Origin of the sequence: Myxococcus sp. XM-1-1-1 (assembly GCF_020037095.1) — a bacterium.
Classification (GTDB): Bacteria; Myxococcota; Myxococcia; order Myxococcales; family Myxococcaceae; genus Myxococcus; species Myxococcus fulvus.
Genome location: NZ_JAIQDH010000030.1, coordinates 1 through 24,564, shown reverse-complemented (window position 1 = coordinate 24,564; position 24,564 = coordinate 1). Strand labels below are relative to the sequence as shown.

At 72.2% G+C, this 24,564-nt stretch carries 15 protein-coding genes; 10 read left to right on the top strand and 5 right to left on the bottom strand.

What is annotated here, in order from left to right; all coding sequences use genetic code 11:
* Window position 1: 1 nt before the first annotated feature.
* The 4 genes from K8640_RS37550 to K8640_RS37535 are packed head-to-tail and all read left to right on the top strand — an operon-like array spanning window position 2 to window position 11,429.
* Window positions 2–2,602, top strand: coding sequence for a putative baseplate assembly protein (locus K8640_RS37550; RefSeq protein ID WP_223751499.1), 2,601 nt, complete (start codon window positions 2–4; stop codon window positions 2,600–2,602).
* On the top strand, window positions 2,599–5,178 hold the full coding sequence (locus K8640_RS43360) for a putative baseplate assembly protein (protein ID WP_223751498.1): 2,580 nt from the start codon (window positions 2,599–2,601) through the stop codon (window positions 5,176–5,178). Before K8640_RS37550 ends, K8640_RS43360 begins: the two co-directional genes overlap by 4 nt.
* Window positions 5,175–7,364 carry a hypothetical protein gene (locus tag K8640_RS37540; protein WP_223751497.1) on the top strand — a complete coding sequence of 730 codons (2,190 nt, stop codon included), beginning with the start codon at window positions 5,175–5,177 and terminating at the stop codon, window positions 7,362–7,364. Before K8640_RS43360 ends, K8640_RS37540 begins: the two co-directional genes overlap by 4 nt.
* A gap of 9 nt (window positions 7,365–7,373) precedes the next feature.
* On the top strand, window positions 7,374–11,429 hold the full coding sequence (locus K8640_RS37535) for a DUF6519 domain-containing protein (RefSeq protein WP_223751496.1): 4,056 nt from the start codon (window positions 7,374–7,376) through the stop codon (window positions 11,427–11,429).
* Between the two features lie 57 nt (window positions 11,430–11,486).
* On the opposite strand, the gene K8640_RS37530 is transcribed toward K8640_RS37535, so the two are convergent.
* Window positions 11,487–11,672, bottom strand: a complete 186-nt coding sequence (locus K8640_RS37530; protein WP_223751495.1) for a hypothetical protein — start codon at window positions 11,670–11,672, stop codon at window positions 11,487–11,489.
* A 179-nt stretch (window positions 11,673–11,851) separates the two neighbouring features.
* Window positions 11,852–12,583, bottom strand: coding sequence for a hypothetical protein (locus K8640_RS37525; RefSeq protein WP_223751494.1), 732 nt, complete (start codon window positions 12,581–12,583; stop codon window positions 11,852–11,854).
* Between the two features lie 86 nt (window positions 12,584–12,669).
* On the opposite strand from K8640_RS37525, the gene K8640_RS37520 reads away from it, so the two are divergent.
* The 4 genes from K8640_RS37520 to K8640_RS37505 all read left to right on the top strand — a co-directional run bounded on the left by K8640_RS37520 (window position 12,670) and on the right by K8640_RS37505 (window position 17,918).
* Window positions 12,670–13,932: a GAF domain-containing sensor histidine kinase gene (locus tag K8640_RS37520; protein WP_223751493.1), complete on the top strand. Its 1,263-nt coding sequence runs from the start codon at window positions 12,670–12,672 to the stop codon at window positions 13,930–13,932.
* Window positions 13,933–13,963: 31 nt separating this feature from the next.
* Window positions 13,964–15,343 (top strand): hypothetical protein, encoded by a 1,380-nt coding sequence (locus K8640_RS37515; RefSeq protein ID WP_223751492.1) that lies wholly within the window; start codon window positions 13,964–13,966, stop codon window positions 15,341–15,343.
* A 60-nt stretch (window positions 15,344–15,403) separates the two neighbouring features.
* Window positions 15,404–16,249 carry a head GIN domain-containing protein gene (locus tag K8640_RS37510; RefSeq protein WP_223751491.1) on the top strand — a complete coding sequence of 282 codons (846 nt, stop codon included), beginning with the start codon at window positions 15,404–15,406 and terminating at the stop codon, window positions 16,247–16,249.
* 85 nt (window positions 16,250–16,334) lie between these two features.
* The gene (locus tag K8640_RS37505; RefSeq protein ID WP_223751490.1) at window positions 16,335–17,918 is read left to right on the top strand and encodes an SDR family NAD(P)-dependent oxidoreductase; all 1,584 of its coding nucleotides are present in this window, start codon (window positions 16,335–16,337) and stop codon (window positions 17,916–17,918) included.
* Between the two features lie 9 nt (window positions 17,919–17,927).
* Here K8640_RS37505 and K8640_RS37500 read toward each other — a convergent pair whose 3' ends face one another.
* The 3 genes from K8640_RS37500 to K8640_RS37490 all read right to left on the bottom strand — a co-directional run bounded on the left by K8640_RS37500 (window position 17,928) and on the right by K8640_RS37490 (window position 22,384).
* Complete coding sequence (locus K8640_RS37500; protein WP_223751489.1) at window positions 17,928–18,515, bottom strand: 2OG-Fe(II) oxygenase; 588 nt, start codon at window positions 18,513–18,515, stop codon at window positions 17,928–17,930.
* A gap of 110 nt (window positions 18,516–18,625) precedes the next feature.
* Complete coding sequence (locus K8640_RS37495) at window positions 18,626–20,191, bottom strand: mucoidy inhibitor MuiA family protein (protein ID WP_223751488.1); 1,566 nt, start codon at window positions 20,189–20,191, stop codon at window positions 18,626–18,628.
* Between the two features lie 15 nt (window positions 20,192–20,206).
* A complete protein-coding gene (locus K8640_RS37490) occupies window positions 20,207–22,384 on the bottom strand; it encodes a mucoidy inhibitor MuiA family protein (RefSeq protein ID WP_223751487.1) in 2,178 nt (725 codons plus the stop codon).
* 131 nt (window positions 22,385–22,515) lie between these two features.
* On the opposite strand from K8640_RS37490, the gene K8640_RS37485 reads away from it, so the two are divergent.
* A complete protein-coding gene (locus K8640_RS37485) occupies window positions 22,516–23,343 on the top strand; it encodes a polyphosphate kinase 2 family protein (RefSeq protein ID WP_223751486.1) in 828 nt (275 codons plus the stop codon).
* Between the two features lie 247 nt (window positions 23,344–23,590).
* On the top strand, window positions 23,591–24,564 hold a 974-nt coding region (locus K8640_RS37480), incomplete at its 3' end, for an EGF domain-containing protein (RefSeq protein WP_223751485.1).

Genomic DNA, 24,564 nt, shown 5'->3' with positions numbered 1-24,564 from the left:
CATGGGCGCGCGCTACGTCTGCCAGAGCGAGCAGCGACGCCGGTTGGTGGAGGCCCACCCCACCTTCAACGGCATCGACTACCTGGAGGTCCTGGACGAGGAGGCCGCCACCCTCGAGCTGGAGCGCCAGCGCACGCTGTGGGTGCGCTGCTACAAGCCGCTGCCCGTCACCATCAGCGCGGACAACGTGGGAATCACCGGCGGCGTGCGCCTGAAGGACATCGGCGTCGCGCTCGCGTTCCGCATGGACCAGCCGCCGCCGGACCCGCTCACCACCCAGCCCGAGCGCGATGAGTACGCGCGGCGCGTGGCGCTGGACGTGGAGAACGGCACGACGGAGACGCAGCAGACGCTGGTGGTGCGCACCACGTCCTCCGGCGACTTCTCCACGTACACGCTCGCGCTCCTGCGGGGCTTCCTGGACACGGTGCCCCTGGAGGGCTTCGACGCCCTGTTGTCGCGCGTGGACTTCACCTTCAAGGTGGAGTGCCCGAGCGAGTTCGACTGCGCCCCGCCGAAGTCCGCCGTCACGCCGGACGGCGTGGACCCGACCCTCGACTACCTCACGCGCGACTACGCCAGCTTCCGGCGGCTGCTCCTCGACCGGCTGTCGGAGGTGGCGCCGCAGTGGAAGGAGCGCAACCCCGCGGACCTGGGCGTGACGCTGGTGGAGCTGATGGCCTACTCGGCCGACTACCTCAGCTACTACCAGGACGCGGTGGCCACCGAGGCGTACCTGGGCACTGCGCGCAAGCGCACCTCCGTGCGCCGCCACGCGCGGCTGCTCGACTACCCCATGCACGACGGCGGCAACGCCCGCGCGTGGGTGACGGTGAGCCTCACGCCCGATGCCGAGGGCACGACGCTGGCCGGCCCCACCGAGGTGACGCCCGGCACGGTGTTCCTCACCACCGTGGACGCGCCCCGCGTGGTGGACGCCCGGCAGCTCCAGGCCGCCATCGTCTCCGGCGCGGAGGTGTTCGAGTCGCTCCACCCCACCACGCTCTACTCGGGCCACGGCCGCATCACCTTCCACACCTGGGGTGAGGACCGCTGCTGCCTTCCCCGGGGCGCCACGGCGGCCACGCTGCTCAACCCGCCCTCGCCCGCGGACCCGACGAAGAAGACCTTCACGCCGGAGAATTTCTCCGAGGGCAAGGTGCTCATCCTCGAGGAGGCGCGCGGCGCCTCGACGGGGCGCGCCGTGGACGCGGACCCGTCCCGCCGCCACGCGGTGCGGCTGACGCAGGTGGCCTTCGGCGAGGACCCTCTGCTCGGCGTGGACGTGGTGGAGGTGTCCTGGCACACCGAGGACGCGCTGCCCTTCGAGCTGTGCCTGTGGACCGTCACCGTCCCCCACGACTCCACCGGGGAGAAGGAGGACGTGCCCGGCCAGCCCGCGCCGGTGAGCGTGGCGCGCGGCAACGTGGTGCTGGTGGACCATGGGCGCACGCTGACGGAGGAGCTGCCCGCCGTGCCCGGGACAGGGGGCTACCGTCCCCGACTGTCGCGTGGCCCGCTCACCCAGGTGTCGCGGGTGGAGGGCGGCCGCGCGGTGGACCCCACCGCGTCCGCCACCGCCGCGCTGCGCTCCGCGCCGGAGGAGTCCCTGCCCGCGCTCTGGCTGCGCGAGGCGGAGAGCGGCCGCGTCTGGGTGCCGCGCCGCACGCTGCTCAACAGCGGCCGCTTCAGCCGGGAGCTGGTGGCCGAGGTGGAGGACGACGGCCGGGCCCGCCTGCGCTTCGGCGACAACGTGCTCGGCGAGCGCCCCGGCGCCGGGGTGGGGATGACGGCCACGTACCGCATCGGCAACGGCGGCGCGGGCAACGTGGGCGCGGAGTCGATTTCGCATGTGTACTCGCCCGTGGGCGGCGCGTGGCGCGACGGCATCCTCCGCGTGCGCAACCCGCTGCCGGCGCAGGGCGGCGTGGAGCCGGAGGCCGTGGAGCGGGTGCGCATCGACGCGCCGGAGGCCTTCCGCATCCAGCAGCGCGCGGTGACGGAGGAGGACTACGCGGAGGTGGCCCAGCGCCACCCCGAGGTGCAGCGCGCGGTGGGCAGCCTGCGGTGGACGGGGAGCTGGCACACCATGTTCATCACCGTGGACCGACGCGGCGGCTTCCCGGTGGACGCGGACTTCTCCGAGCGGCTCACCACCTTCCTGGAGCGCTTCCGGCTGGCCGGGTACGACCTGCGCGTCGACGCGCCCCTCTTCGTCCCGCTGGACATCGCGATGACCGTCTGCGTGCTGCCGGGCTACCTGGCCGCCAACGTGAAGGCCGCGCTGCTGGAGGTCTTCGGCAACGGGGAGCTTCCCGATGGCCGTCGCGCGTTCTTCCACCCGGACAACTTCACCTTCGGCGAGCCGGTGTACCTGAGCCAGCTGGTGGCCACGGCGATGAAGGTCCCCGGCGTGGCGTGGGTGGAGACGGAGGACGCGCCGGGCAAGCCGCAGCGCTTCCGGCGCTTCGGGCAGGTGCCTCGCGACGAGTGGAAGAACGGGCTCATCGCCATGGACCGGCTGGAGATTGCCCGGCTCGACAATGACCCGAGCCAGCCGGAGAACGGCAAGCTCGACTTCTACATGCAGGGGGGCCTGTGAGCACGTCCATCAAGGGCTCTGGGGACTGCGACGCGTGCGAGGCGCAAGGCGCGACGGAGGCGGCGCCGCTGTACAACCGCCCCGGCCAGCCCGCGCTCGCGTACCGCATCGGCACGCACTCCAGCTTCTTCCAGCGCATGCTCGCGCGCCTGCCGGGGGAGTTCCTGCCGGACGGGGAGTTCGCCGGCACCCGGCCGCTGGCGGCGCTGTCCACGCGTGGCACCGAGGATTTGTCCATCGCGATGCTGGACGCGTGGGCCACGGCCGCCGACGTGCTGACGTTCTACCAGGAGCGCATCGCCAACGAGGGCTTCCTGCGCACCGCCACGGAGCGGCGCTCGGTGCTGGAGCTGGCGCGGCAGCTCGGCTACGAGCTCAAGCCCGGCGTCGCCGCGAGCACGTACCTGGTCTTCACCGTGGAGACGGCGCCCGGCGCGCCCTCGCGCGTCCAGGTGCCGGTGGGCGTGCAGGTGCTCAGCATCCCCGGCCAGGACGCGCGGCCCCAGACGTTCGAGACCACCGAGGCGCTGGAGGCGCGCGCGGAGTGGAACCTGCTCCGGGTGCCCAGGACGCAAGCCCAGCCGCTCTTGCGCGGGGAGAGCACGCTGTACCTGCGCGGCCTGCAGCCCGGCATCCAGCCCGGCGACGCGCTGCTGCTCGTGGGCGAGGAGCGCGAGCGCCAGCCGGGCAGCGAGCAGTGGGACCTGCGCTGGGTGAAGACCGTCACCCAGGTGCCGAACCCGAAGGAGCCCGAGCTCAACCACACCGTGGTGACGTGGGAGCCGGGGCTGGGCAGCGAGACGCCGCGCATGGACCCGGCGGACCACCCGCGCGCCTTCGTGCTGCGGCTGCGCGGCAACCTGTTCGGCTACAACGCGCCGTCCTTCAAGGCGATGCCGGACGAAATCAAGCAGCGCTACAACCCGGACTACCGCCCCGGCGACGGGCGCTTCACCCAGTGGCCCCAGTTCGAGAACACCACCGCGGTGCAGGGAATCGTGGACCTGGACCGCGAGTATCCCACGCTGGTGCACGGCAGCTGGGTGGCGCTCTGGAAGTCGCGCTACGTGGAGCTCTACCGCATCACCGACATCCAGCCCTGGGCGCGGGAAGACTTCACGATGACCGCCAAGGTGACGCGGCTGACGTTCGACACCAACGAGCACCTGTCCTACTTCCCGCTGCGCAGCACCGTCGTGCTCGCGCAGAGCGAGGAGCTGCCCATCGGCGAGATGCCGCGGACGGACGCGGTGCAGGGCGACTCCATCGAGCTGGACCGCGCGGTGGCGGGCCTGGAGCCCCAGCACGTGCTGCTCATCGAGGGCAGGACGCTCGTGGACGGGCAGTCGGGCGAGTGGCTGCGGCAGGTGGTGGCGTTGGACCGCGCGGAGGCGCTCCCGGACGGACGCACGCGGCTGGTGCTCCAGGAGCCCCTGGCCGCGCCGCTCGCGCGCGACACGGTGCTCATCCACGGCAACGTGGCGCCCTCCACGCACGGCGAGACGGTGCGCGAGGTGCTGGGCGGCGGTGACGGCTCGCGCACGCATCAGCGCTTCGTGCTGCGCAAGCCGCCGCTCACCTACGTGGCGGCGCCCACCGACACCGGCGGAGAGAGCACGCTGGAGATCCGGGTGAACGGCGTGCTGTGGAAGGAGGTGCCCACGCTCTTCGGCCAGGACGAGCGCGCCGAGGTCTACATGGTGCGCCTGCAGGACGACGGCACGGTGGTGGTGACGTTCGGCGACGGCGTGTCCGGCGCGCGCCTGCCCACGGGTCAGGAGAACATCACCGCGGTGTACCGCTCCGGCATCGGTCCGGAGGGCGAGGTGGACTCCGGGCAGCTCGCGCTCCTCAAGGTGCGCCCGCTGGGCATCCGCGAGGTGGGCAACCCGCTGCCCGCCACCGGGGCCGCCGCGCCGGAGTCGCGGGACGAGGCGCGCGACAACGCCCCCGCGTCGGTGCTGACGCTGCGCCGCGTGGTGTCGCTGCAGGACTACGAGGACTTCGCATCCACCTTCGCGGGCATCGGCAAGGCCCAGGCCGCGGACCTCACCAACGGCGAGCGCATCCTCGTGCACGTCACCGTGGCCGCGAACAACGGCGAGCCGGTGGAGCCGGGGACCCAGCTGCACGAGAGCCTGGAGGAGGCCCTGCGCGCGCACCACGACCCGGTGCGCCAGTTCGCGCTCTCCTCCTACGAGCGGCTCTACTTCGCCGTGGAGGCCCGGCTGCGGCTGGACACACGCTACCTGCCCGAGGACGTGCTCGCCCGGGCGGAGGCCGCGCTGCGCGAGGCGTTCTCCTTCGAGCGGCGCCAGTTCGCCCAGGCGGTGAGCGGCGCGGAGGTCATCCGCGTCCTCCAGGACGTGCCGGGCGTGGTGATGGTGGACCTGGAGCGGCTGCACCCGACGACGCCCTTCATCCCGGAGCAGAAGCTGTTCTCGGTGATTCGCGCGCGCGGCGCCCGCTGGGAGCGCACGCTCCTGCGGCCCGCGCAGCTGCTCCTGCTGGACCCGTCGCTCCAGGGTGAGCGGCGGGGCGTGACGCTGGTGCACGACCTGGAGGTGAGCCCGTGACGCCCTCGCCCAGGGACAGGCTGTACAAGCTGCTGCCCGCCATCCACCGCGCCAAGGACACGCTGCAGGGCGAGCCGTTGCGCGCGCTCCTGGCCATCATGGAGCACGAGCTGCTGGCGCTCGAGGAGGACATCGGCCAGCTGCATGACAACTGGTTCATCGAGACGTGCCAGGAGTGGGTGGTGCCGTACATCGGCGACCTGCTCAAGGTGCGCGACCTGGTGCCCGTGGACCCGGGCCTCTTCAGCCAGCGAGCCTACGTGGCCAACACCCTGGCGTACCGGCGCCGCAAGGGCACCGCGGCCATGCTGGAGCAGCTCGCGCGCGACGTGACGGGCTGGCCCGCGCGCGCCGTGGAGTTCTTCCAGCGCGTGGGCACGACGCAGTACCTCAACCACCCGCGCCTGACGAGCCTGCGCACGCCGGACCTGCGCGACGCCAACGCGCTGGAGCTGGTGGGCACCCCGTTCGAGAACGCCACCCGCACCGTGGACGTGCGCCACATCGACAACCAGCGCGGCCAGCACAACCTGCCCAACGTGGGCCTCTTCCTGTGGCGGCTGGAGTCCTATCCCGTCGTGCTCGCGCCCGCGTACCCGGTGCTCCCGGCCTCCGAGCCCGGCGCCACCGAGGAGGGGCTCTTCCGCTTCGACGCGCTCGGCTGCGACACGCACCTGTTCAACCTGCCGCAGTCGGAGACGACGCTCAGCTCGCTGGCCGGGGAGCTCAACGTGCCGACGCCGCTGCGCCGCCGGCCGCTGTATGACGAGCTGGAGGCCCGCCGCGCCGCGCTCGCCCGGGGCCAGACGCCCGAGCAGCGCTACTTCGGCGCCACCCCGCCCTTCACGCTCCACCTGGACGCGGGGCCCGGCGCGTTCGAGGCCATCTCCCCGGACGAGGTCCTCATCTGTGACCTGTCCACCTGGCACCGCCCGCCCGCCACGCTGCCCTACCCGCCGCTGGACCCGAGCCTGCCGCCGGTGAACCGGAGCATCCGCGTCGCGGTGGACCCGGTGAACGGGCGGCTCGCCTTCGCCGAGGGGCTGCCGGTGCCCACGGCGCTGTCGGTCAGCTACGCGTATGGCTTCAGCAGCGAGGTGGGCGGCGGCTTCTATGACCGCCAGGAGACGCTGCTCCCGCTGGAGCAGCGCGGCGCCTGGCGCGTCGACACGCGCGTGGGCCCCTACACCACGCTCGCCTCGGCCTTGAGCGCGAGCAGCGCCAGCGGGGACGCGCTGGTGGAGGTGCTCGACAGCGAGCGCTATCCGCTGGCCACGCTGGACGTGGCGGTGGGCTCGCGGCTGGAGCTGCGGGCCGCCAACCTCCAGCGCCCCGTCATCGACCTGCAGGGCGGCCGGGGGCTGATACGACTGGGAGAGGGCGCCACGCTGGTGCTCAGCGGACTGCTCGTGCGCGGCGGCGTGCTGGAGGTGCAGGCCGCGGACAACGCCACGCTGGACTTGCGCCACTGCACGCTCGTGCCCGGACAGGACCTGCTGCCGGACGGCCAGCCGCGCACCACCGAGCCGAGCCTGGTGGTGAAGGGCGAGAAGGACGGCGACTGCACCGTGCTCCTGCATCGCTGCATCACCGGCCCCGTGCGCACGGGCCGCGCCACCGTGCTGCGGCTGGAGGACTGCATCGTGGACGGGCTGGGAGGCCCCGCGCTCCAGGGACTGCCCACACCTCCGGGGCCGCTGCTCCCCGAGGAGGAGGACCTGGAGGCGGAGGGCCTCACGGGCACGCTCCACGTGCTCGCCAGCACGGTGCTCGGCACCGTGGAGACCACGGTGCTGGAGCTAGCCAGCGACAGCCTCTTCACGGGCCGGGTGAACGTGGTGCAGCGGCAGAAGGGCTGCATGCGCTTCTGCTACGTGCCGCCCGGCTCGCACGTGCCCCAGCGCTTCCGCTGCCAGCCCGCGTACGCGGAAGGGACGCCCGAGGACGTGCGGCTGGAGCTCGAGCGCCGCGTGAAGCCCGTCTTCACGTCGGACCGCTACCTGGAGCCGGGCTACTGCCAGCTCCGCGACGACACCGATTCGGGCATCCGCCGGGGTGCCAGTGACGAGGGGGAGATGGGCGTGTTCCACCACCTCCAACAACCGCAGCGCGAGGCCAACCTGCGCGCCAGCCTGACCGACTACCTGCGCTTCGGACTCGAGGCCGGGTTCTTCTTCGTGACCTGAGGAGACGCCATGAAGGGCGATTTCAGCCGGAACACCTTCCGGCCCGCGAAGCACTACTCCACCGTGCGGATGCAGCAGGGACGCGTCCAGCTGGACGCCGACTGGAACGAGCACGTCGACATCCAGCAGTACCTGGACCAGACGACGCGCCGGGACGTCATCGGCCACAGCGGGACACCCCAGGAGCCCGGCACGCCCGCCGAGCAGGCGGGGTTCGCCCTCTTCACGCAGGGCACCCGCCCCTTCGTGCGCGCCGGGCGCTACTACGTGGAGGGCGTCCTCTGCGAGAACGAGCAGGCGGTGGCGCTGGACGCCCAGCCGGACCTGCCCGGCTTCACGCTGCCGGTGGCGCACGGGCGCTACCTGGCCTTCCTGGACGTGTGGCAGCGCCACGTCACCGCGCTGGAGGACCCGGAGCTGCGCGAGGTGGCGCTGGGCGGCCCGGACTCCGCCACGCGCACCCGCACGGTGTGGCAGGTGCGGCTGCTGCGGCTCACGGGAACGAACGCCTCCGGCCCCATCGAGGGCGTGCCCTGCCACACCTTCGGCACCCCGGAGTGGCTGCCCGACGAGCTGACCAGCACCGGCACGCTCGCGGCGCGCGGCGAGCCCGAGCAGGCCAGCGACAACCCGTGCATCGTCGCGGCCGAGGCGGGCTACCGCCGGCTGGAGAACCAGCTCTACCGGGTGGAGGTGCACCGCGGCAACACGGGCGGCGGCACGGCCACCTTCAAGTGGTCGCGCGACAACGGCATCCTCTTCACCCAGGTGGAGTCGGTGGATGTCCTCAACCGGCGCATGGTGGTGACCGAGCCGGGAAAGGACGGCTACCGGCGCTTCCAGCCCAACCAGTGGCTGGAGCTGACCACCGAGGAGCGCGTGCTGCGCGGCGAGCCCGGTGAGCTCATCCGCGTGGAGGCGATGACGGGCAACCGCATCACCATCGACGCGGCGACGTGGCCGGCCACGCTGCCCTCCGGCGCGCTCACCGTGCGCGGTTGGGACAACGTGGGTCCTACGGGCGCGCTGGACATCGTCCCAGCTCCGGCGGACCCGGCCTTGGGGTGGACCTCGCTGGAGAGCGGCGTGCAGGTGCGCTTCACCGCGGGCCGCTACCGCACGGGCGACTACTGGCTCATCCCCGCGCGCACGGTGACGCGCAACGTGCTGTGGCCCCAGGACGGAGGGCTGCCCGTCTCCGAGCCCGCCCACGGCATCCGTCACCACTACTGCGCGCTGGCCGTGCTGGAGCGAAACTCCGACGGCTGGCACGTGCACGACTGCCGCAACCTGTTCCCCCCGCTCACCGAGCACAAGACGCTGGTGTATGCGGGCGGCGACGGCCAGGAGGTGCTGCCCGCCCGTCCGCCCGCGCCGCCCAGCCGGCTGGCCAGGCCCCTGCGCGCGGGCGTGTTCAACGGGCGGATTCCCGTGGTGGGCGCGCGCGTCCAGTTCAGCGTGGTGCTGTCCGAGGGCCAGGGCACCGTGGCGGACGTCCACCTGCCGGACGACGCGCAGACGACGATTGTCGTCTACACCGATGCCAGCGGCATCGCGGAGGTCTTCTGGACGCCGGCCATCGACGGCTGGCAGACGGTGAACGACCCCCGGCACAGCCAGGTGGTGGAGGCCCGGCTGCTGGACCACGGGAACGAGGCCATCCACGCGCCGCTGCGCTACTTCGCGAGCCTGAGCGTCGCGTCCAAGGTGGCGTACGACCCGGACGACGCGCAGGAGATCCTCAACGACACGCACACCGTCCAGCAGGCGCTGGACACGCTGAGCCGGCAGTTGGTGCTCACGTACGAGGGCGGTGACGGCCAGGAGGTGCTCCCCGGCGAGCGGCTGCCACATCCGCTGCGCGTGGGCGTGGCCCGTCACCAGCGCCGCGCGGCGAACCAGTCGGTCCGATTCCGGGTGCTGAGCGGCGCCGGCGGCCAGTACACCGGCGTGCGGCTGGCGGGCTCGGGCAACCCGTGGACGGAGAGCATCGTCGTCACCACCGGCGACGACGGCCTCGCCCTGGTGGAGTGGCTGCCCAACCCCAACGACGTCACCCAGCAGGTGGAGGCGCGGCTCCTGGTGTCCGAGGGCGGCCCGCTCGTCGAGGCCCACCTGCCCCTGGTGTTCACCGCGCGCCTGAGCCTGGCGAACCGGGTGGCCTACCAGTCCGGCGGGTGCCAGACGCTGCTGAACGCGGACACGGTGCAGGAGGCGCTGGACACGCTGTGCCGCCAGCGCACGTTCCTGTACCTGGGCGGAGACGGCCAGGAGGGCGCGCCGCTGCAGGAGCTGCCCACGCCGCTCATGGTGGCGGTGATGCAGGGCGAGAACCCGGTCGCCAACGCGCTCGTGCACTTCCGCATCCTCCAGGTCGCCGATGGCGCCAGCCTCCGCCCCGCCGAGGGAACGGGCACGCCCGGCGCGTCGCTGCTGGTGCGCACCAACACGCAGGGCATCGCCGCCGCGCTGTGGACGCTGTCGAACGCGCCGACGCAGCGGGTGTCCGCCCAGCTGGTGGAGGACGCCCAGACGCCCACGCGGGTGCCGCCCATCCTGTTCAACGCGCGCTCCACCGTCTCCGTCGCGGCCGAGCCCTCGGTCAAGGTCACCCGCGTGGAGATGGCCACCAACGCCCAACTCGCCATCGAGAACGACAGCGTCGTGGAGTTCGAGCCCTTCGTCACGCTGGCCCAGGGCATCCGCATCATCTGCTCCGAGGAGCTGGCGCCGCTCATGTCGCCCGCGGGTGCGCCGCTGCCGCTCCCCCGCCCCGTCGTGTCGTTGTCGGTGGAGATCAACTACCCGCTGACCACCCACGACTCGACGTGGTGGCGCGAGCAGATGGGCCGGCTGGTGGGCATCGTCGGTCATCAGACCTTCGAGCTGCGCGGCGAGGCGCGCATCTTCGGCTCGGACATCGTCTGGATTCCCTCGCTGGAGTCCTACCGGTGGCTGGGCCATCTGCGCAACTACGACACCGAGGACCGCGCCAATCCCCGCCTGCTCGTGAAGCTGCGCATCCGGGGCGGCTACGTCCACTCGCGCGACGGCAGCCGCGTCCTGGATGGCGAGGTGATTTCGCGCTCGCTGGCGCAGCGCTTCGCCGCCGGCCTCCCCAACCGGGGTGACGGCCGGCAGGGCGGAGACTTCGAGCTGTGGTTCTGGATTCGCAGCTTCACCTTCTCGCCGCCGGGCATCGCCCCGGGGACGCTCGGCCCGCGCACGCTCATCGCGTCCAGCACCGTGACGTCCGCGCTGGAGCAGCCGTGGGGGCTGGCGCGGGACGCGAAGCGGCAGGAGCTGCTCGTGGCGGACACCGGCGCCAACGCCGTGGCGCGCCTGAGCCTGGAGAACCACGCCGCGGTGGGGAAGCTCGAGGAGGGCCTGGAGCAGCCCACGGCCCTGGTGCTGGACGCGCGGCGCGACGAGCTCTACGTCGCCAACGCGGGCGGAGACTCGGTGGCCGTCTTCCGCCATGACGACCAGGGCGGCTTCCAGCCCGCGCGCGTGCTCGCCGGGAAGAAGACGGGGCTGAGCGGACCGCTGGGTCTGGCGCTCGACGCGGAGCACCAGCGCCTCTTCGTGGCCGGCTCGGGCAAGGGCCAGGCGACGGGGCTGACGGCCGGGCCGAAGGGAGGACGTGGGGCGTACCTCGCCCTCTTCGACGCGCAGGCCCAGGGCGACACGGCGCCGCGCGCGCGGTGGACGGGCGAGCAGCTCAAGCTCAACCGGGCCGCGGGGCTCGCGTGGGACGCGGTCCACGAGGAGCTCTACGTCGCCGACTACGGCTCGGACGCGGTGGCCGTGTACTCGCTGGCGTCGCTGCTCGACACCAAGGCGGCGGCCGTGAAGCCCTTGCGCGTGCTCCAGGGCAAGACGACGGGGCTGTCGCAGCCCACGGGCGTGTCGCTGGATGCCTCCGGCGAGGAGCTGTGGGTGGCCAACGCGCGCACGAACAGCATCACCGTGTACGCGCGGGACGCGGCGGGGAACACCGCGCCGCTGCGCACGGTGGAGGCGCCCTCGGAGTCGGGCAAGCGCCTGCGGGCCGTGCTGCCCTGAACGCACGAAGGGCCCGGAGCCGAGTCCCCGGGCCCTTCGCGACGACGGACCGCCGCCTCAGCGCGCGCGGGGCATCGCGGCCTTCTGCTCGGCCACGCTCCGGCGCAGCTCCGCCAGCTCCGCCCCCGGCGCGTCCACCTCCGCGTCGCGCTCGCGCAGCTGCCGGGTGCGCCGCTCCAGCGCCTGGATGGCGACCATGTTGACGCCGTCGATGTCGAGCATGCCGATGCTGGTGTCATCCATGCCCAGCCCTTCGCGGGCGGCGCATCGTCTCCACAGCCCACGGCGCCCAGCGCCAGGGCTCCCAGCGTGGCACACCGCATTCGCGTCTTCAGGTCGCATCCTGGCTCACGGCGGCTGGCCGGCGGCTGACCGCGCTCGGCTCGAGCCCTTCGGCAGGGTGTGACTTTTTCACGGCGCGCTCACCGGGCAATCGGACGCACCGGAGGCACGCAGCGATTCACGCTGTACGGCCGGACCCACGCGCACCACTCGGGCTGCCCCGACGAAGACCAGGAGATATCGAGGTCCGATGAATCACCGTTTTCAACCTCACCGACCCAGGTCTCCAGCAGCTTCGAGCCTTCTTTCGGGCTCCAGCGATACAGCTCGATGGGCGCCTCACCGCGCGTCCCCGACACGATGAACGCCAGCGAGTCACCGGGGCCGCAGGACAGCCGGGGCACGGCCCTGAGCCCCCGGTGCAGCACCGCGCGCTGAGCGGCCCCGCCCGGGTCGAACCACACGGCCTCCAGCGTGGTGCCCAGCAAGCCCTGCGCGCTTCCGAAGTCCGCCAGGGGCGAGGACACCACCAGTCGCGAGTCACCGCACCACGCGCGCTTCGAGGTGTGCGGCGGGAAGCGGAGCACGATGTCCCCGGAGCGCAGGTCCACGAGCGAGCTGGAGCCAGCCAGCTGGCCGACGAGGGCTCGCGTGGCGCTGGGGTTCGCCTCGACGAAGGTCACCTGCTCGAAGCGGACCTCGCCCGCGCGCAGCACGGAGTCCGCGCGACAGGAGTTGTTCTCCCAGTCGAGCCACTCGCACGAGCGCTGGTGCGTGAGCTCCGCGGGGCCCACCTTCTCGATGCGTGGGGCTTCCTGGCGCCGACAAGCGCCCATCGTCAGGAGCAGCAGCACGAACAGCGCGGAGCGCATATGGCCTCGAGGAGCCCGGAGAGCAAAGGAGTCTAGCAGGCCCTCGCCCGCCCTCGCCCCCGAGGCTCCCACCTCGAAGAGAGAGGATGACGCGCCGGGTCCTCCGCGTTGCCTACTTCATGCGCGTCCATGAAGACACCCCGCAGCCCGCCTCCAGCCAGCCGTCTCCAGCGAGCGGTGTCACCCCGGACGTCCAGGCCATCGCTCGAATCGACGCCGTCAAGACGGTCCTGCGAGTGCTCCTTCAGACCACCGGCCTGCGGCTGGCCGTCGTGGCCCGCGTCACCGCGCAGGAGTGGCGCTGCTGCGCGGTGCTGGACGAGATGAGCTTCGGCCTCAAGCCGGGCGACACGCTCGCCATCTCGACGACGTTCTGCAACACGGTGCGCACCTCGGCCACCCCGCTGCTCGTCAACCACGCCAGCCAGGAGCCCCGCTTCGCGGGCCACCCCGCGCCCAGGCTCTATGGCGTGGAGAGCTACATCGCCGTGCCGCTGTACCGCAGGGATGGGGCCTTCTTCGGCGTCATGTGCGCGCTGGACTCCAACCCGGCCGCGCTCCCCCAGGACAAGCTGGAGGTCTTCCGACACCTGGGAGACCTCATCGGCCATCAGCTCGAGAACCAGGACGCGCTGGACCGCAGCGCGGCCCAGCTCTTCGACGAGAAGGAGGCGGCCCTGCTGCGCGAGCAGCTCATCGGCATCGTCAGCCACGACCTGCGCAACCCCCTCAACGCCATCCTCATGTCCGCCGCGACGCTGGTGCGCCGCACGGACCTGGACGAGCGGGCGCGCCGGGCGGTGCGGCGCATCGTCGACTCGGCGGACCGCGCGCAGCGGCTCATCCGGGACCTGCTCGACTTCACCCAGGCGCGCATGGGCCAGGTGCTGCCCGTCGACCGTCAGCCCATGGACCTGCACGAGCTGACCTGTCAGGTCGTCGAGGAGGTCCAGGCCGTCGCGCCGGAGCGCGTGCTGGAGGTCCGGACGAAGGGCCACGGCCAGGGGACCTGGGACGCGGACCGCATCGCCCAGGTGCTGCACAACCTGCTCGCCAACGCCATGCAGTACAGCCCCTCGGGCGCGCGCATCCAGGTGTCGAGCGAGGCGCATGACGGGGAGCTGGTCCTGCGGGTGCACAACGACGGGCCCCCCATCCCGCAGGAGGTGCTCTCCACCCTCTTCGAGCCCATGAAGCGCGGCACCACGAACGGCGCGGAGCGGCGCAGCGTGGGCCTGGGCCTGTTCATCGTGGACCAGATTGCCCGGGCCCATGGAGGGAGCGTCGAGGTGGCGTCCACGCAAGCGGAGGGCACGACCTTCAGCGTCCATCTTCCGCGGCGCGGATGACGGGGCGCGCGCGTGGAGTATAAGTCGCCGGATGGACGGCCTCCCGTCTCCCACCGCGCGCGACTGCGTCGACCCCTGGCGTCTTCCCCTCTTCTGCCTGGCCGCCGCCGTGGTGCTGGCGCTGACGCTCCAGCTCAGCAACGGCACGCTGCTGGACACGTCCCTGCGAGGCCTCACGCTGGCGCTGGGCCTGGCGCTGCTGGCCGTCGTCGGCCCCGGCGGCTCGCGCCCGTGGACGTGGGGTGAGGCGGCGCTCGCGCTGGGCCTGGGCGTCGGGCTGCTCCTGCAGCTCCAGGTGCTCCTCACCGACTACCCGTCGTCCGCGCTCAGGCTCCAGGGGCCCTGGCCCTTCGCGCTCTTCCACGAGCGGCTGGCGGCCGCGGCGCTCATCAGTGGCGCGCTGCTCGCGGGGCCCAACTGGCTGCGCAAGGTCGGCGTGCCCGCGCTCCTCGGGGTGTACCTGCTCTTGGGGCTCTGGATTCTTCGCCACGCGCCCTCGCCCCACATCGACGTGCTCGTGTTCCAGGTGCAGGGCGCGGACGAGCTCCTGCGCGGCCAGAACCCGTACGCGATGACGTTCCCCAACATCTACGGCCATGGGCACTGGTACGGCGAGGGGCTCGTGCGGGACGGACGGCTGCTGTTCGGCTTCCCCTACCCGCCCCTGAGCCTGATGTTCGCCACCCTGGGCCGCGCGCTGGCGACGGACCCGCGCCACGCGCAGCTCGTGGCCACAGCGCTCGCCGCCGGCCTCATGGCCTGGACGCGGGGTGGTCGTCTGGGCGCGGGCGCCGCGGCGCTGTACCTGCTCACGCCGCGCGGCTTCTTCGTGCTGGAGCAGTCCTGGACGGAGCCCTTCCTCGTGCTGCTGCTGTCGGCCACGGTCTTCTGCGCCGTGCGCTTCCCTCGCGCGCTGCCGTACGTCTTCGGCCTGACGCTCGCCATCAAGCAGCACACGGTGTTCCTGCTGCCGCTGGCGCTGCTGCTCCTGCCCGAGCCTCGCCAGCAGCTCTGGGGCTTCTTGTGGCGTGCCGCCGCCACCGCGCTGGCCGTCAGCCTCCCCTTCGCCCTGCCGGACCCGAAGGCGTTCTTCCACAGCGTGGTGGCGCTGCACATCCACCAGCCGTTCCGCGTCGACTCGCTGAGCTACCTGGCCGCGTGGGTGGCCAAGGGTCATCCCACCCCACCCCTCTGGATTCCCTTCGCCGCCGTGGCCGCCGCGCTGGGCTTGAGCCTGTGGCGCGCGCCCCGCACCCCCGCGGGCTTCGCCGCCGCCACCGCGCTCACCTACGCCACCTTCTTCGCCTTCAACAAACAGGCGTTCTGCAACTACTACTACTTCGTCGTGGCCACCCTCTGTCTGGCGGTGGCCGCCACGCGCCTGCCCTCGGCCCCCACGCCCGCCCGGTGACAGTTTCCCACGCGGCCGGTGTTCCAGGCCCCGGACGCGGGCCCCAGGCCCGGGGGAGACATGGACATGTGGATGCGCGCGGCGGTGGTGCTGCTCATGGCGGGCTGGGTGACGGGGTGTGACGTCCACGAGCGCGGCAACGGCGACACCGTGACGGAGGCCCGGAGCGCCGAGGGCTTCGAGGCCGTGGCGTACGAGGGCCACCTGGACGTGCGCGTACGCGAGGGCGCCACCTCCTCCGTGGAGGTGACGCTGGACTCCAACCTCCAGGACAACGTGCGCGCCTTCGTCCAGTCCGACGGGACGCTGCGCATCGAGACGGACGGCCACCTGGCCCCCCAGGGCCCCGCGCATGTGGACGTCACCCTGCCGCGCCTGACCGGCGCCTCACTCTCCGGCTCCGGCCAGGTGCGGGTGGACGGCTTCGTGGGCCAGCAGTCCGAGCACGTGCGCCTGCGCGCCCAGGGCTCCGGAAGGCTCAGCTACTGCGGCGCGGCCCGCGTGCTGGAGGCCCACCTGGACGGCTCCGGGGAGCTGAAGGTGTGCATGCCGGAGTCGGGGGTCGCCCAGTCGGTGGCGCTGCACCTGTCCGGCTCCGGGGCCCTGTCCTGGTCGGGCGCCGCCGACACCGTGCGGGTGACGAGCGAGGGCTCCGGGAAGACGCGGCTTTCGGGCCATGCCGAGCGGCTGGACACCCGCCTGTCGGGCAGCAGCGACCTGGAGGCCCGGGCCCTCGGGGCCGTCCACCTGGATGTCCGGCTGGAGGGCTCCGGGGACGTGGAGGCCCGCGTCGAGGGGGGCAGCGTGAAGGTCTCCCTCGAGGGCTCCGGGGACGTGGAGCTCTGGGGGAGCGCCTCCCTGCGGGACATCGACGTGGACGGCGGCGGTCGGGTCATCTGGCACTGACGCCCGGCCGTCCCCCCTCCATCCAGGGAGGGCCCGCGAGCGGTCCTTTCTTCGAGGCCCCCTGCCGGGATATGCACCGACGGCCATGAAGGACGCTGAGACAACCTCGCCCGCGCTCGACGCCGCCCCGCCCCCCGAAGCCCCCGCCTCGCTCGACGAGGTCCGTCGGTGCACCCGCCTCCTGGAGGCCATGGCCGAGGACCGCATCCTCCTGGCCAGGCTGCCCGAGGAGGACAAGCGCGCCCTGCTCATCGCCGCCGGCCGCATCGTCATGCCGGACCGCACCGCGAAGTCCCGCCTGGAGAAGGCCCTGCGGCGCGAGAAGCGCCACGACAAGCAGACCAAGGACCGGGAGGTGCGCGCCAGCACCCGCATCCGCACGATGCGCCGCGCCCCCGTCTTCAACGCGCCCCTGCTTCCGGCCGGCGAGGTCCCCGTCGAGGAGGGCCCCGAGCGGCTCCTGGAGACGCCGCGCAAGTGCTACGTGTGCAAGGCGGAGTACCGCAAGCTGCACTTCTTCTACGACGCGATGTGCATCGAGTGCGCGGACTTCAACTACGCCAAGCGCACCCAACGCGCGCCCTTGTCCGGCAAGGTCGCGCTCATCACCGGCGCGCGGGTGAAGATTGGCTTCCAGGCGTCGCTGATGCTGCTGCGCTCGGGCGCCACCGTCATCGCCACCACGCGCTTCCCCCAGGACTCGGCGCGGCGCTACATGCTGGAGCCGGACTTCGCGGAGTGGTCCCACCGGCTGCACATCCACGGGCTGGATCTGCGCCACGCGCCCAGCGTGGAGATTTTCGCCCGGCACATCGAGCAGACGCACTCGCGGCTGGACATCCTCATCAACAACGCGGCGCAGACGGTGCGCCGGCCGCCGGGCTTCTACGCCCACCTGCTCGACGGGGAGCTGCGCCGGTTCGAGGAGCTGCCCGAGGCGGCCCGCCCGCTGCTCGCCAGCCACCGGGCCTGCCTCACCGAGCTGAACCCCGTCCTGGGCGCGGGCGGCACGGAGCCCTCCGCGATGACCACCTCGTGGCGCAGCAACGACCCGGCGCTGGGCATCCACTCCTCCGCCGCGCTGTCGCTCCTGCCGTACGCGCTGGAGAACGAGGGTGACACCAGCGCCCTGTTCCCCCAGGGCCGGCTGGACGCGGACGAGCAGCAGGTGGACCTGCGCGACATGAACTCGTGGCGGATGAAGCTCGCGGACGTGTCCACGGCGGAGATGCTGGAGGTGCACCTGGTGAACGCGGTGGCGCCCTTCATCCTCTGCGGCAAGCTCAAGCCGCTGATGACCCGCGACCGCACCACGCCGGGCCACATCGTCAACGTGTCCGCCATGGAGGGCAGCTTCTCGCGCGGGACGAAGACGGACCGCCACCCGCACACCAACATGGCCAAGGCCGCGCTGAACATGATGACGCTGACGTCCGCGGCGGACTACGCCAAGGACCGCATCTACATGAACGCGGTGGACACCGGCTGGGTCACCGACGAGGACCCGGCCGTGTTCTCCCAGCGCAAGGTGGAGGACCTGGACTTCCAGCCGCCCCTGGACATCGTCGACGGCGCGGCGCGCATCATCGACCCCATCACCACCGCCGAGAACACCGGCGACTACTCCTGGGGCAACTTCTTCAAGGACTACCGCCTCACCAACTGGTGAGGCGGGTCCTCAGGGCAGCGCGCGGCGGTACATCAGGTCCGTGCGCACCACGTACTTGAGGCCGCCCGTCACCGTCGCGCCCTCGTGGTACAGGTGGTGGTTGAAGACGAGCCCCATCCCCCGGCGGGGCGTCACCGAGCGCCCCAGGTCCAGGAAGTTCGTCGCGCCGCCCTCGGCCCCGTCGTTCAGGTACACCAGGTACGTCAGCAGGCTGCGCTCGTTCCTGTCGCGCACGAAGGCGCCGTCGTAGTGCGGCGCGAAGTACTCCCCCGCCTCGTAGCGGTAGCAGCGCAGCCGCTCGTTGGCGCCGCACAGCTCCCAGGTGCGCTCCAGCCTGCGCGGCACGTGGGTGAGGACGCGCTGGTGCAGCAGGTCCGCCAGCGCCGGGTCATCGAACATCACCCGGGAGTTGTTGCGGAGGTCGGGGCGCATCACCATGCCCTGCGACGTGGTGACGGGCGCGGCCGAGGGCCCCAGCGCCTCGATTCGCTCCACCAGCTCCTGGCACTCGTGCTCGTTGAGGAGGTCCTCGAGGGTGAGGACCAGCGGATTGGCTTCCCCCAGCGCACGGTCCGGGTCCGGCAGCAGCGGCGACATGCCCGCCATCCAAGCGCCCTTCCCACGCGTTGACCAGGGAAACGAGGCGCCGGAACAACCCCGCCCGCGGAGGAGCCACACTCCCCAGGATGACTCCTCCGCGAGCGTCCCTACAGCCCTCCGCTGACGTAGCTGGAGGGCGCGTCCACGTGGAAGACGAGCTCCAAGGTCCTCGTCTCCGCGGGCGCGAGCGCCACCTGCCAGGTGGCGATGCCGTCGTCCTTCGTCAGTGCCAGGCCCGCCGTCGACTCCGGCGCCACCTCCACCTTCACGTCGTCCAGCTCGGAGACGGGGATGTGCTCGGACAGCACCACCTTCTCCTCGCGCTGACGCAGGTTGGTGAGCTGGAAGCGGTAGGCGTAGCGGAAGCGCTGCTTGCCCCCGAAGAGCCCCTGCGGGCGCTTCACCTCCTCCACCGTCGTGCGTGTCACGCGAAGGGCCTCCTCGATGCCGAAGGTGAGCTCGAAGGGGAGCCCGCTCGCCACGCGCTCCAGCCGCTGACGTCCCAGGAAGCCCGTGCCCCGGAAGAGGCTGACCTCACCCGGCAACAGCGGGAAGGACGTGGTGTTGGCCAGCCGCGCCACGCGGAAGACCACCGGGTGCAGCTTGGGCACCGTGCGCCACGAGAACTCCGCGGGCAGGCGGTGACGCCCCAGCACCACGCGCACCGCCACGCCGTCCCCAGGCACCCGCGCCGCCTCCTCGGCCTCCCACTGCACGGACACGCCTTGGGACACCGCCCGCGGGCCCTCGCCGGAGGCCGCCTCCCCCTCGACGCCGCCCTCCACGGATTGCCGCGCCTCCTGACGCGCCGTCAGCACCTGGCGCTCCTTGGGCTGCTTCAGCGCCCGGACGAGCAGCGGCGCCACCTCCGGCGGCGTGGCGTTCTTGCGAGGCAGCGCCGTGGAGAGCACGAGCTTCGCGCCCGACCAGTCCTCGCCCGTCTGCTGGCGCACCGTGGCGAGCGCCGTCAGCTCCACCGTGCCCGAGGCCTCATCCGCGCGCGCCTCGTAGCTCGGCTCCCAGGAGCTGCCGCCCACCAGGTACGTCAGCGACACCCGGGCCTTCTTCCCCTCGGGACACGACAGGCGCACCTCCACCCGGTACTCGGCGCGGGCGGCCTCGGTGCTCAGCCGCGAGAGCTGCGCGGAGACCTCGTCGCGGCGCTGCTTCAGCGCGCGGCGCTTCTCCGCCAGCTCCCACGCCTCCCTCACCGCGCGCATCCGCACCGACAACGCCGCGTCGAACGCCGAGGCCCACGCGCGCGTGTCCGGCTTGCGGCCCGTCAGCTCCCGCGTGACGTGGTCCACGGCCACGTCCGTGTAGCCCTCCGACAGCCGCTCCAGCCCCGTCACCCGCGCGAGCGCCGCGTCCAGCGTGAGCTCCTCCTGGGTCAGCGCGTCCCACCGCGCCCTCCACTCGCGGCGCTCCGCGGAGAGCTGCTGCTCGAGCGTCTGGCGCTCGGCGGTGAGGCCCTCCAGGTCCGCGCCAGGGGCCCGCGCCCGGAAGCTCTCGCGCGAGGCGGCCTCCGGCACCTGCTCGAAGACGGCGGTGGTGGGGCCACGGCACGTCACGTCCTGGGTGCGCGTGACGTGGGCCCGGTCCGGATAGACGACGACGGAGGACACCTGGGGCGCGGCGGCGAGCACCAGGAGGGACAAGGGGAACAAGGTCATGGTGGCTCCTCGCGGCTACTGGGTGAGCTTCCAGTTCTGGGGGCGCTTCAGGCGGTACTCGAAGGTGAGCGTCTTCTTGCTGGAGGCGGGAATCACCACGTCCCAGCGCAGCACCCCCGTCTTGGGGTCCTGGCTCGCCACGGGCTCGGTGCGCACGAGCGTCGCCTCCACGTCGCCACCCCAGCCCAGGGGCCACTGGTCCACCACGTGCGTCTGCATCGCGAAGGGATAGGGGTTGGAGACCTCCAGCGTGACTTCGTACGTGTTGAGGTCGTCCTTGGAGATGAAGCCCTCCTTTGATTGCACCAGCCGGACGTCGCGCGCGGTGCGCACGGCCGGGTCCATGCCCAGGGGCAGCGTGAAGGGCTCGCCCGGGACGATGAGCGGCAGCGACGCGGTGCCGGACGGGTCGTCTCCCACGAAGAGCGAGGCGGTGCCTCCGGGCAGCGCGCTTCGCGACGGACTCTTCAGCCGCGCCACCAGGTACGCCTCCGACGCCAGCGCGGGGAAGACGCGGCGCTCCACCTGCACGGGCCATGACTCCAGGAGCAGCGGGATGGTGCGCTCGCCCTGCCCGCTGGGCACCGTCTCCGAGCGCGGCGCGGTGAAGGCCAGGTCGTGGCCTCCCGCGAGCGACGCCGGCAGCTGCGAGTCCAGCGCCGGACGACGCCAGCCCGGAGGCGGCGCCAGCCCCACGTAGCGGTCCACGACGGGCTCCGGCCGCCAGTTGGACATGGGCGCGCCATGCAGCGAGAAGCCCACCCCGGTGTGGGTGCTGCCCACGTCGACGGTGGGCGGCGCGCCCACGATTTCGACGACCTCGCCCAGGCTCTCCGGGAGCAGCTCCACGTTCATCCGGACGGTGCGCTGCATCCACACCTGGATGTCCGCGCGCGCGTACGGCTTGAACTGCTCCTTCTCGAACCGGAGCGTGTAGACGCCGGGCGGCAGGGGCGGGAGCCGGTAGTTCCCCTGCGCGTCGGTCACGGTGGTCTCCTCCCCCGGCAGGCTCGGCGAGGTGGCGGTGACGACGACGTCGCCCACGGGAGTTCGCGACTGGGCATCGATGACGTTGCCCAGGACGAAGGCATCACCGCCCGGTGCGACGCGCGCGGTCGGCGAAGGACGGGAAGACTCCGGCTCCGGGCTCCGGGACTCGGTCGGCGTCGGCGCCGGCCTCGACGCCTGGGCCACCTGCTGCGGGGCACGCGGCGCGCCCTTCCCCTGGGCTCGCGTCTCGAGCTCGCGGCGCAGCAGCGCCACCACGTCCAGCGGGGCCACGGGCCGGGGCAGCGGCGGCGGCTCGCTCGGGAGCTCGTCGGTCCTGCGCGCCGTGGGGATGAAGCGCTCGGCGGTGCCCAGCCTCCACGTGGTCAGCTTCGGCAGCGCGGTGAAGGTGGACGGCAGCGCGGTGCTGAGCGTGAGGCGGGCCTGGGTCCAGTCCTCGCCCGTCTCCTGGCTGACGCGTCCGGAGAAGGCCACCTGCACCCGCTGCTGCGCCGGGTTCAGCTGGAGCTCGTAGCGCGGGTACCAGCGCGCCTGCTGGAGCACCACATAGGACAGGCGCACCTTCGCGGCGCCCGAGCCGGTGAGGGCCACCCGCACCTCGAAGCCCCGGGGCGAGGGCAGCGCCCCCAGGCGGCCCGCCTCCACCTGCCGGGCGTCCAGCTCGTTTCGCAGGACCTGCATGCGCGCCTCCAGCTCCCGCATCCGCACCTCGCGCTTCGTGCGCAGGTCGACGAGGAACGCGGCGGCCTGGCTCCAGCCCCCGGGCGCCAGCGCTCCGCTCGCGTCGTCGGCGTCCGCGCCCGGCCCCTTCGGCTGGATGCGGCCGAGCGCGGCGACCTGGCGCTGGTTGGCCACGTGCTCCGCGTTGACGCGGGAGAGCTCGTCCCCCAGCCGGTCCAACGTCGAAAGCAACGCGGTGGCCTCCGCGACGGGGAACGGCGCCGGCTGGGCCGCGCGCACCTCCACGGACGCGACGCGGGCCCCTTCCGCCTCCACCTGGATGGAGTCCGGGTCCACCGCCTCCGGCAACAGGGGCAGCTCCAGCCGCTCGGTGCCGGAGACCTGGAGGGAGGCGGTCCGCACCACCCGCGCCCGGTCGCTGTAGACGGTGACGTCGGTGATGGGAGCCTCGGTGGAGGCGTGCAGCAGCTGACTGACGGCCCAACCCAGTCCAAGAAGGAGCATGCGGCCAAGGTACGTGTCCGGCTGTGCTCACATCTTCACGAAGTCATCACGGCGCCCGCACGATTGTCTCAGCCCCGGACGCCTCGGGTGGCACGCTGGCCTCCGGACCGACGCCTCATCGAAAGGAAGTCATGCAGCTCATCACCAGCGCGAGTCAGGGAGCCAAGGTGCGGTTGGAGAAGCTCTCCACCACGCCTCCGAAGCACGAACAGAAGGTCGACGCGAAGGCGGAGTTCGAGGCCCTGGGCGAGGAGCTGTTCGACCTCCAGGACCTGATGTGGGGCTCGCGGCTCAACTCGGTGCTCATCGTCCTGCAGGGCCGCGACACCGCGGGCAAGGACGGCACCATCAAGCACGTGGTGGGCAGCCTCAACCCCCGGGGCGTCTCCGTCGCGTCGTTCGCGGCGCCCACGCTGGAGGAGCGCGAGCACGACTTCCTCTGGCGCATCCACCGCCACACCCCGCGCCTGGGCGAGTTCTCCATCTTCAACCGCTCCCACTACGAGGACGTGCTCGCCGTGCGCGTGCACGAGCTGGCGCCCCCGTCCCTCTGGAAGGAGCGCTACGGCCACATCCAGGACTTCGAGGAGATGCTCGCCGAGCACGGCACCATCGTCCTGAAGTTCTTCCTCCACATCAGCCAGCAGGAGCAGGAGCAGCGCCTGATGGACCGGGAGAAGGAGCCGCGCAAGGCGTGGAAGATCAGCGCCGGTGACTGGGAGGACCGCAAGCTCTGGGCGGACTACACCCGGGCCTACCAGGACGTCTTCGCGCGCACCTCCACGAAGCAGGCGCCCTGGTGCATCGTCCCCTCCGACGCCAAGTGGTACCGCAACCTCGTCGTGGCCCGCGCCGTGGTGGCCGCGCTCAAGCCACACCGCGAGCGCTGGCAGGCGCGGCTGGACGCGCTGGGCGCGGAGAAGAAGGCCGAGCTCAAGGCGTGGCGCCGCAAGCGCTGAAGCCCCGCTGGGAGGCCCGCACGGCCACGCACGCCACGTCGCCTCGCCGGGCCGCTCCGATGTCCGCCGCCACGCGACACCGCGACACTCAACGACACGCCTGTCACCTGGTTCACGGGTCGGGTGCGACAAGCCCCCTTGCTCCAGGCGCCAGACCGACATCGTGCCTTCCATGCGCTCCGACGGCTTCCGCCCAGGGGACATCCCCCGGGAAGCCCGTCGGTGAGCGATTGGAATGGAGCGAGACATGGAGTTCAGTCGAAGGGCCACGACGTGGCGCGCGCTGGGCGCGGTGTTGCTGTGCACCGTCCTCGGTGCTTGTGGTGCGAATCCCCAGGACGAAGAGACGCTGGAAGGCGAGTCGGAGACGCCACTCGAGGACGCCCAGTCCGAAGAGAGCGCGGAGCTGGCGGTGGTGGACCCGTACGCGGACGCGGCCACGCCCAGCGGCCTCAACGTCGTCCTCAACCCCAACAACGCCGTGGGCGCCCCCGACGGCCAGCGCGCCACCGTGCTCTCCATCCTCGGCGGCTCGCTGCTCCTGGACATGGGCCAGGGTGAGGAGGGCCGCGGGCCCCTGCGCATCCACTACGGCGGCCTGACGCTGACCGTGCTGTTCACGGTGGACTTCCTGAGCGCCGACCGCACCGTCATCGCCACCGGTCAGGCGAACCTCATCCAGCTGGGCGTGGGCCGCTTCTCCGTGGACGTCCCCTACTCCAACGCCACCCCGTACCGCTACGTGCGCCTCAACCGCGCCCTGGCGGGCCTCTACCTCATCGACGCCGTCGAGACGACCGGCCCCCTGTGCGGCGATGGCCGCGTGAGCACCGGCGAGTCATGTGACGACGGCAACCGCACGGCGAACGACGGCTGTAGCACCATCTGTCAGGTGGAGCCCGGCTACACCTGCCAGGGCAGCCCCAGCGTCTGCACCGACGTCAACGAGTGCACCAACGGCACCTCGCAGTGCTCCGTCAACGCCACCTGCACCAACACGCCCGGCAGCTACACCTGCACGTGCAAGGCGGGCTACTCCGGCAACGGCCGCACCTGCAACGACATCAACGAGTGCACCAACGGCACCTCGCAGTGCTCCCCCAACGCCACCTGCACCAACACGCCCGGCAGCTACACCTGCGCATGCAAGGCGGGCTACTCCGGCAACGGCCGCACCTGCAACGACATCAACGAGTGCACCAACGGCACCTCGCAGTGCTC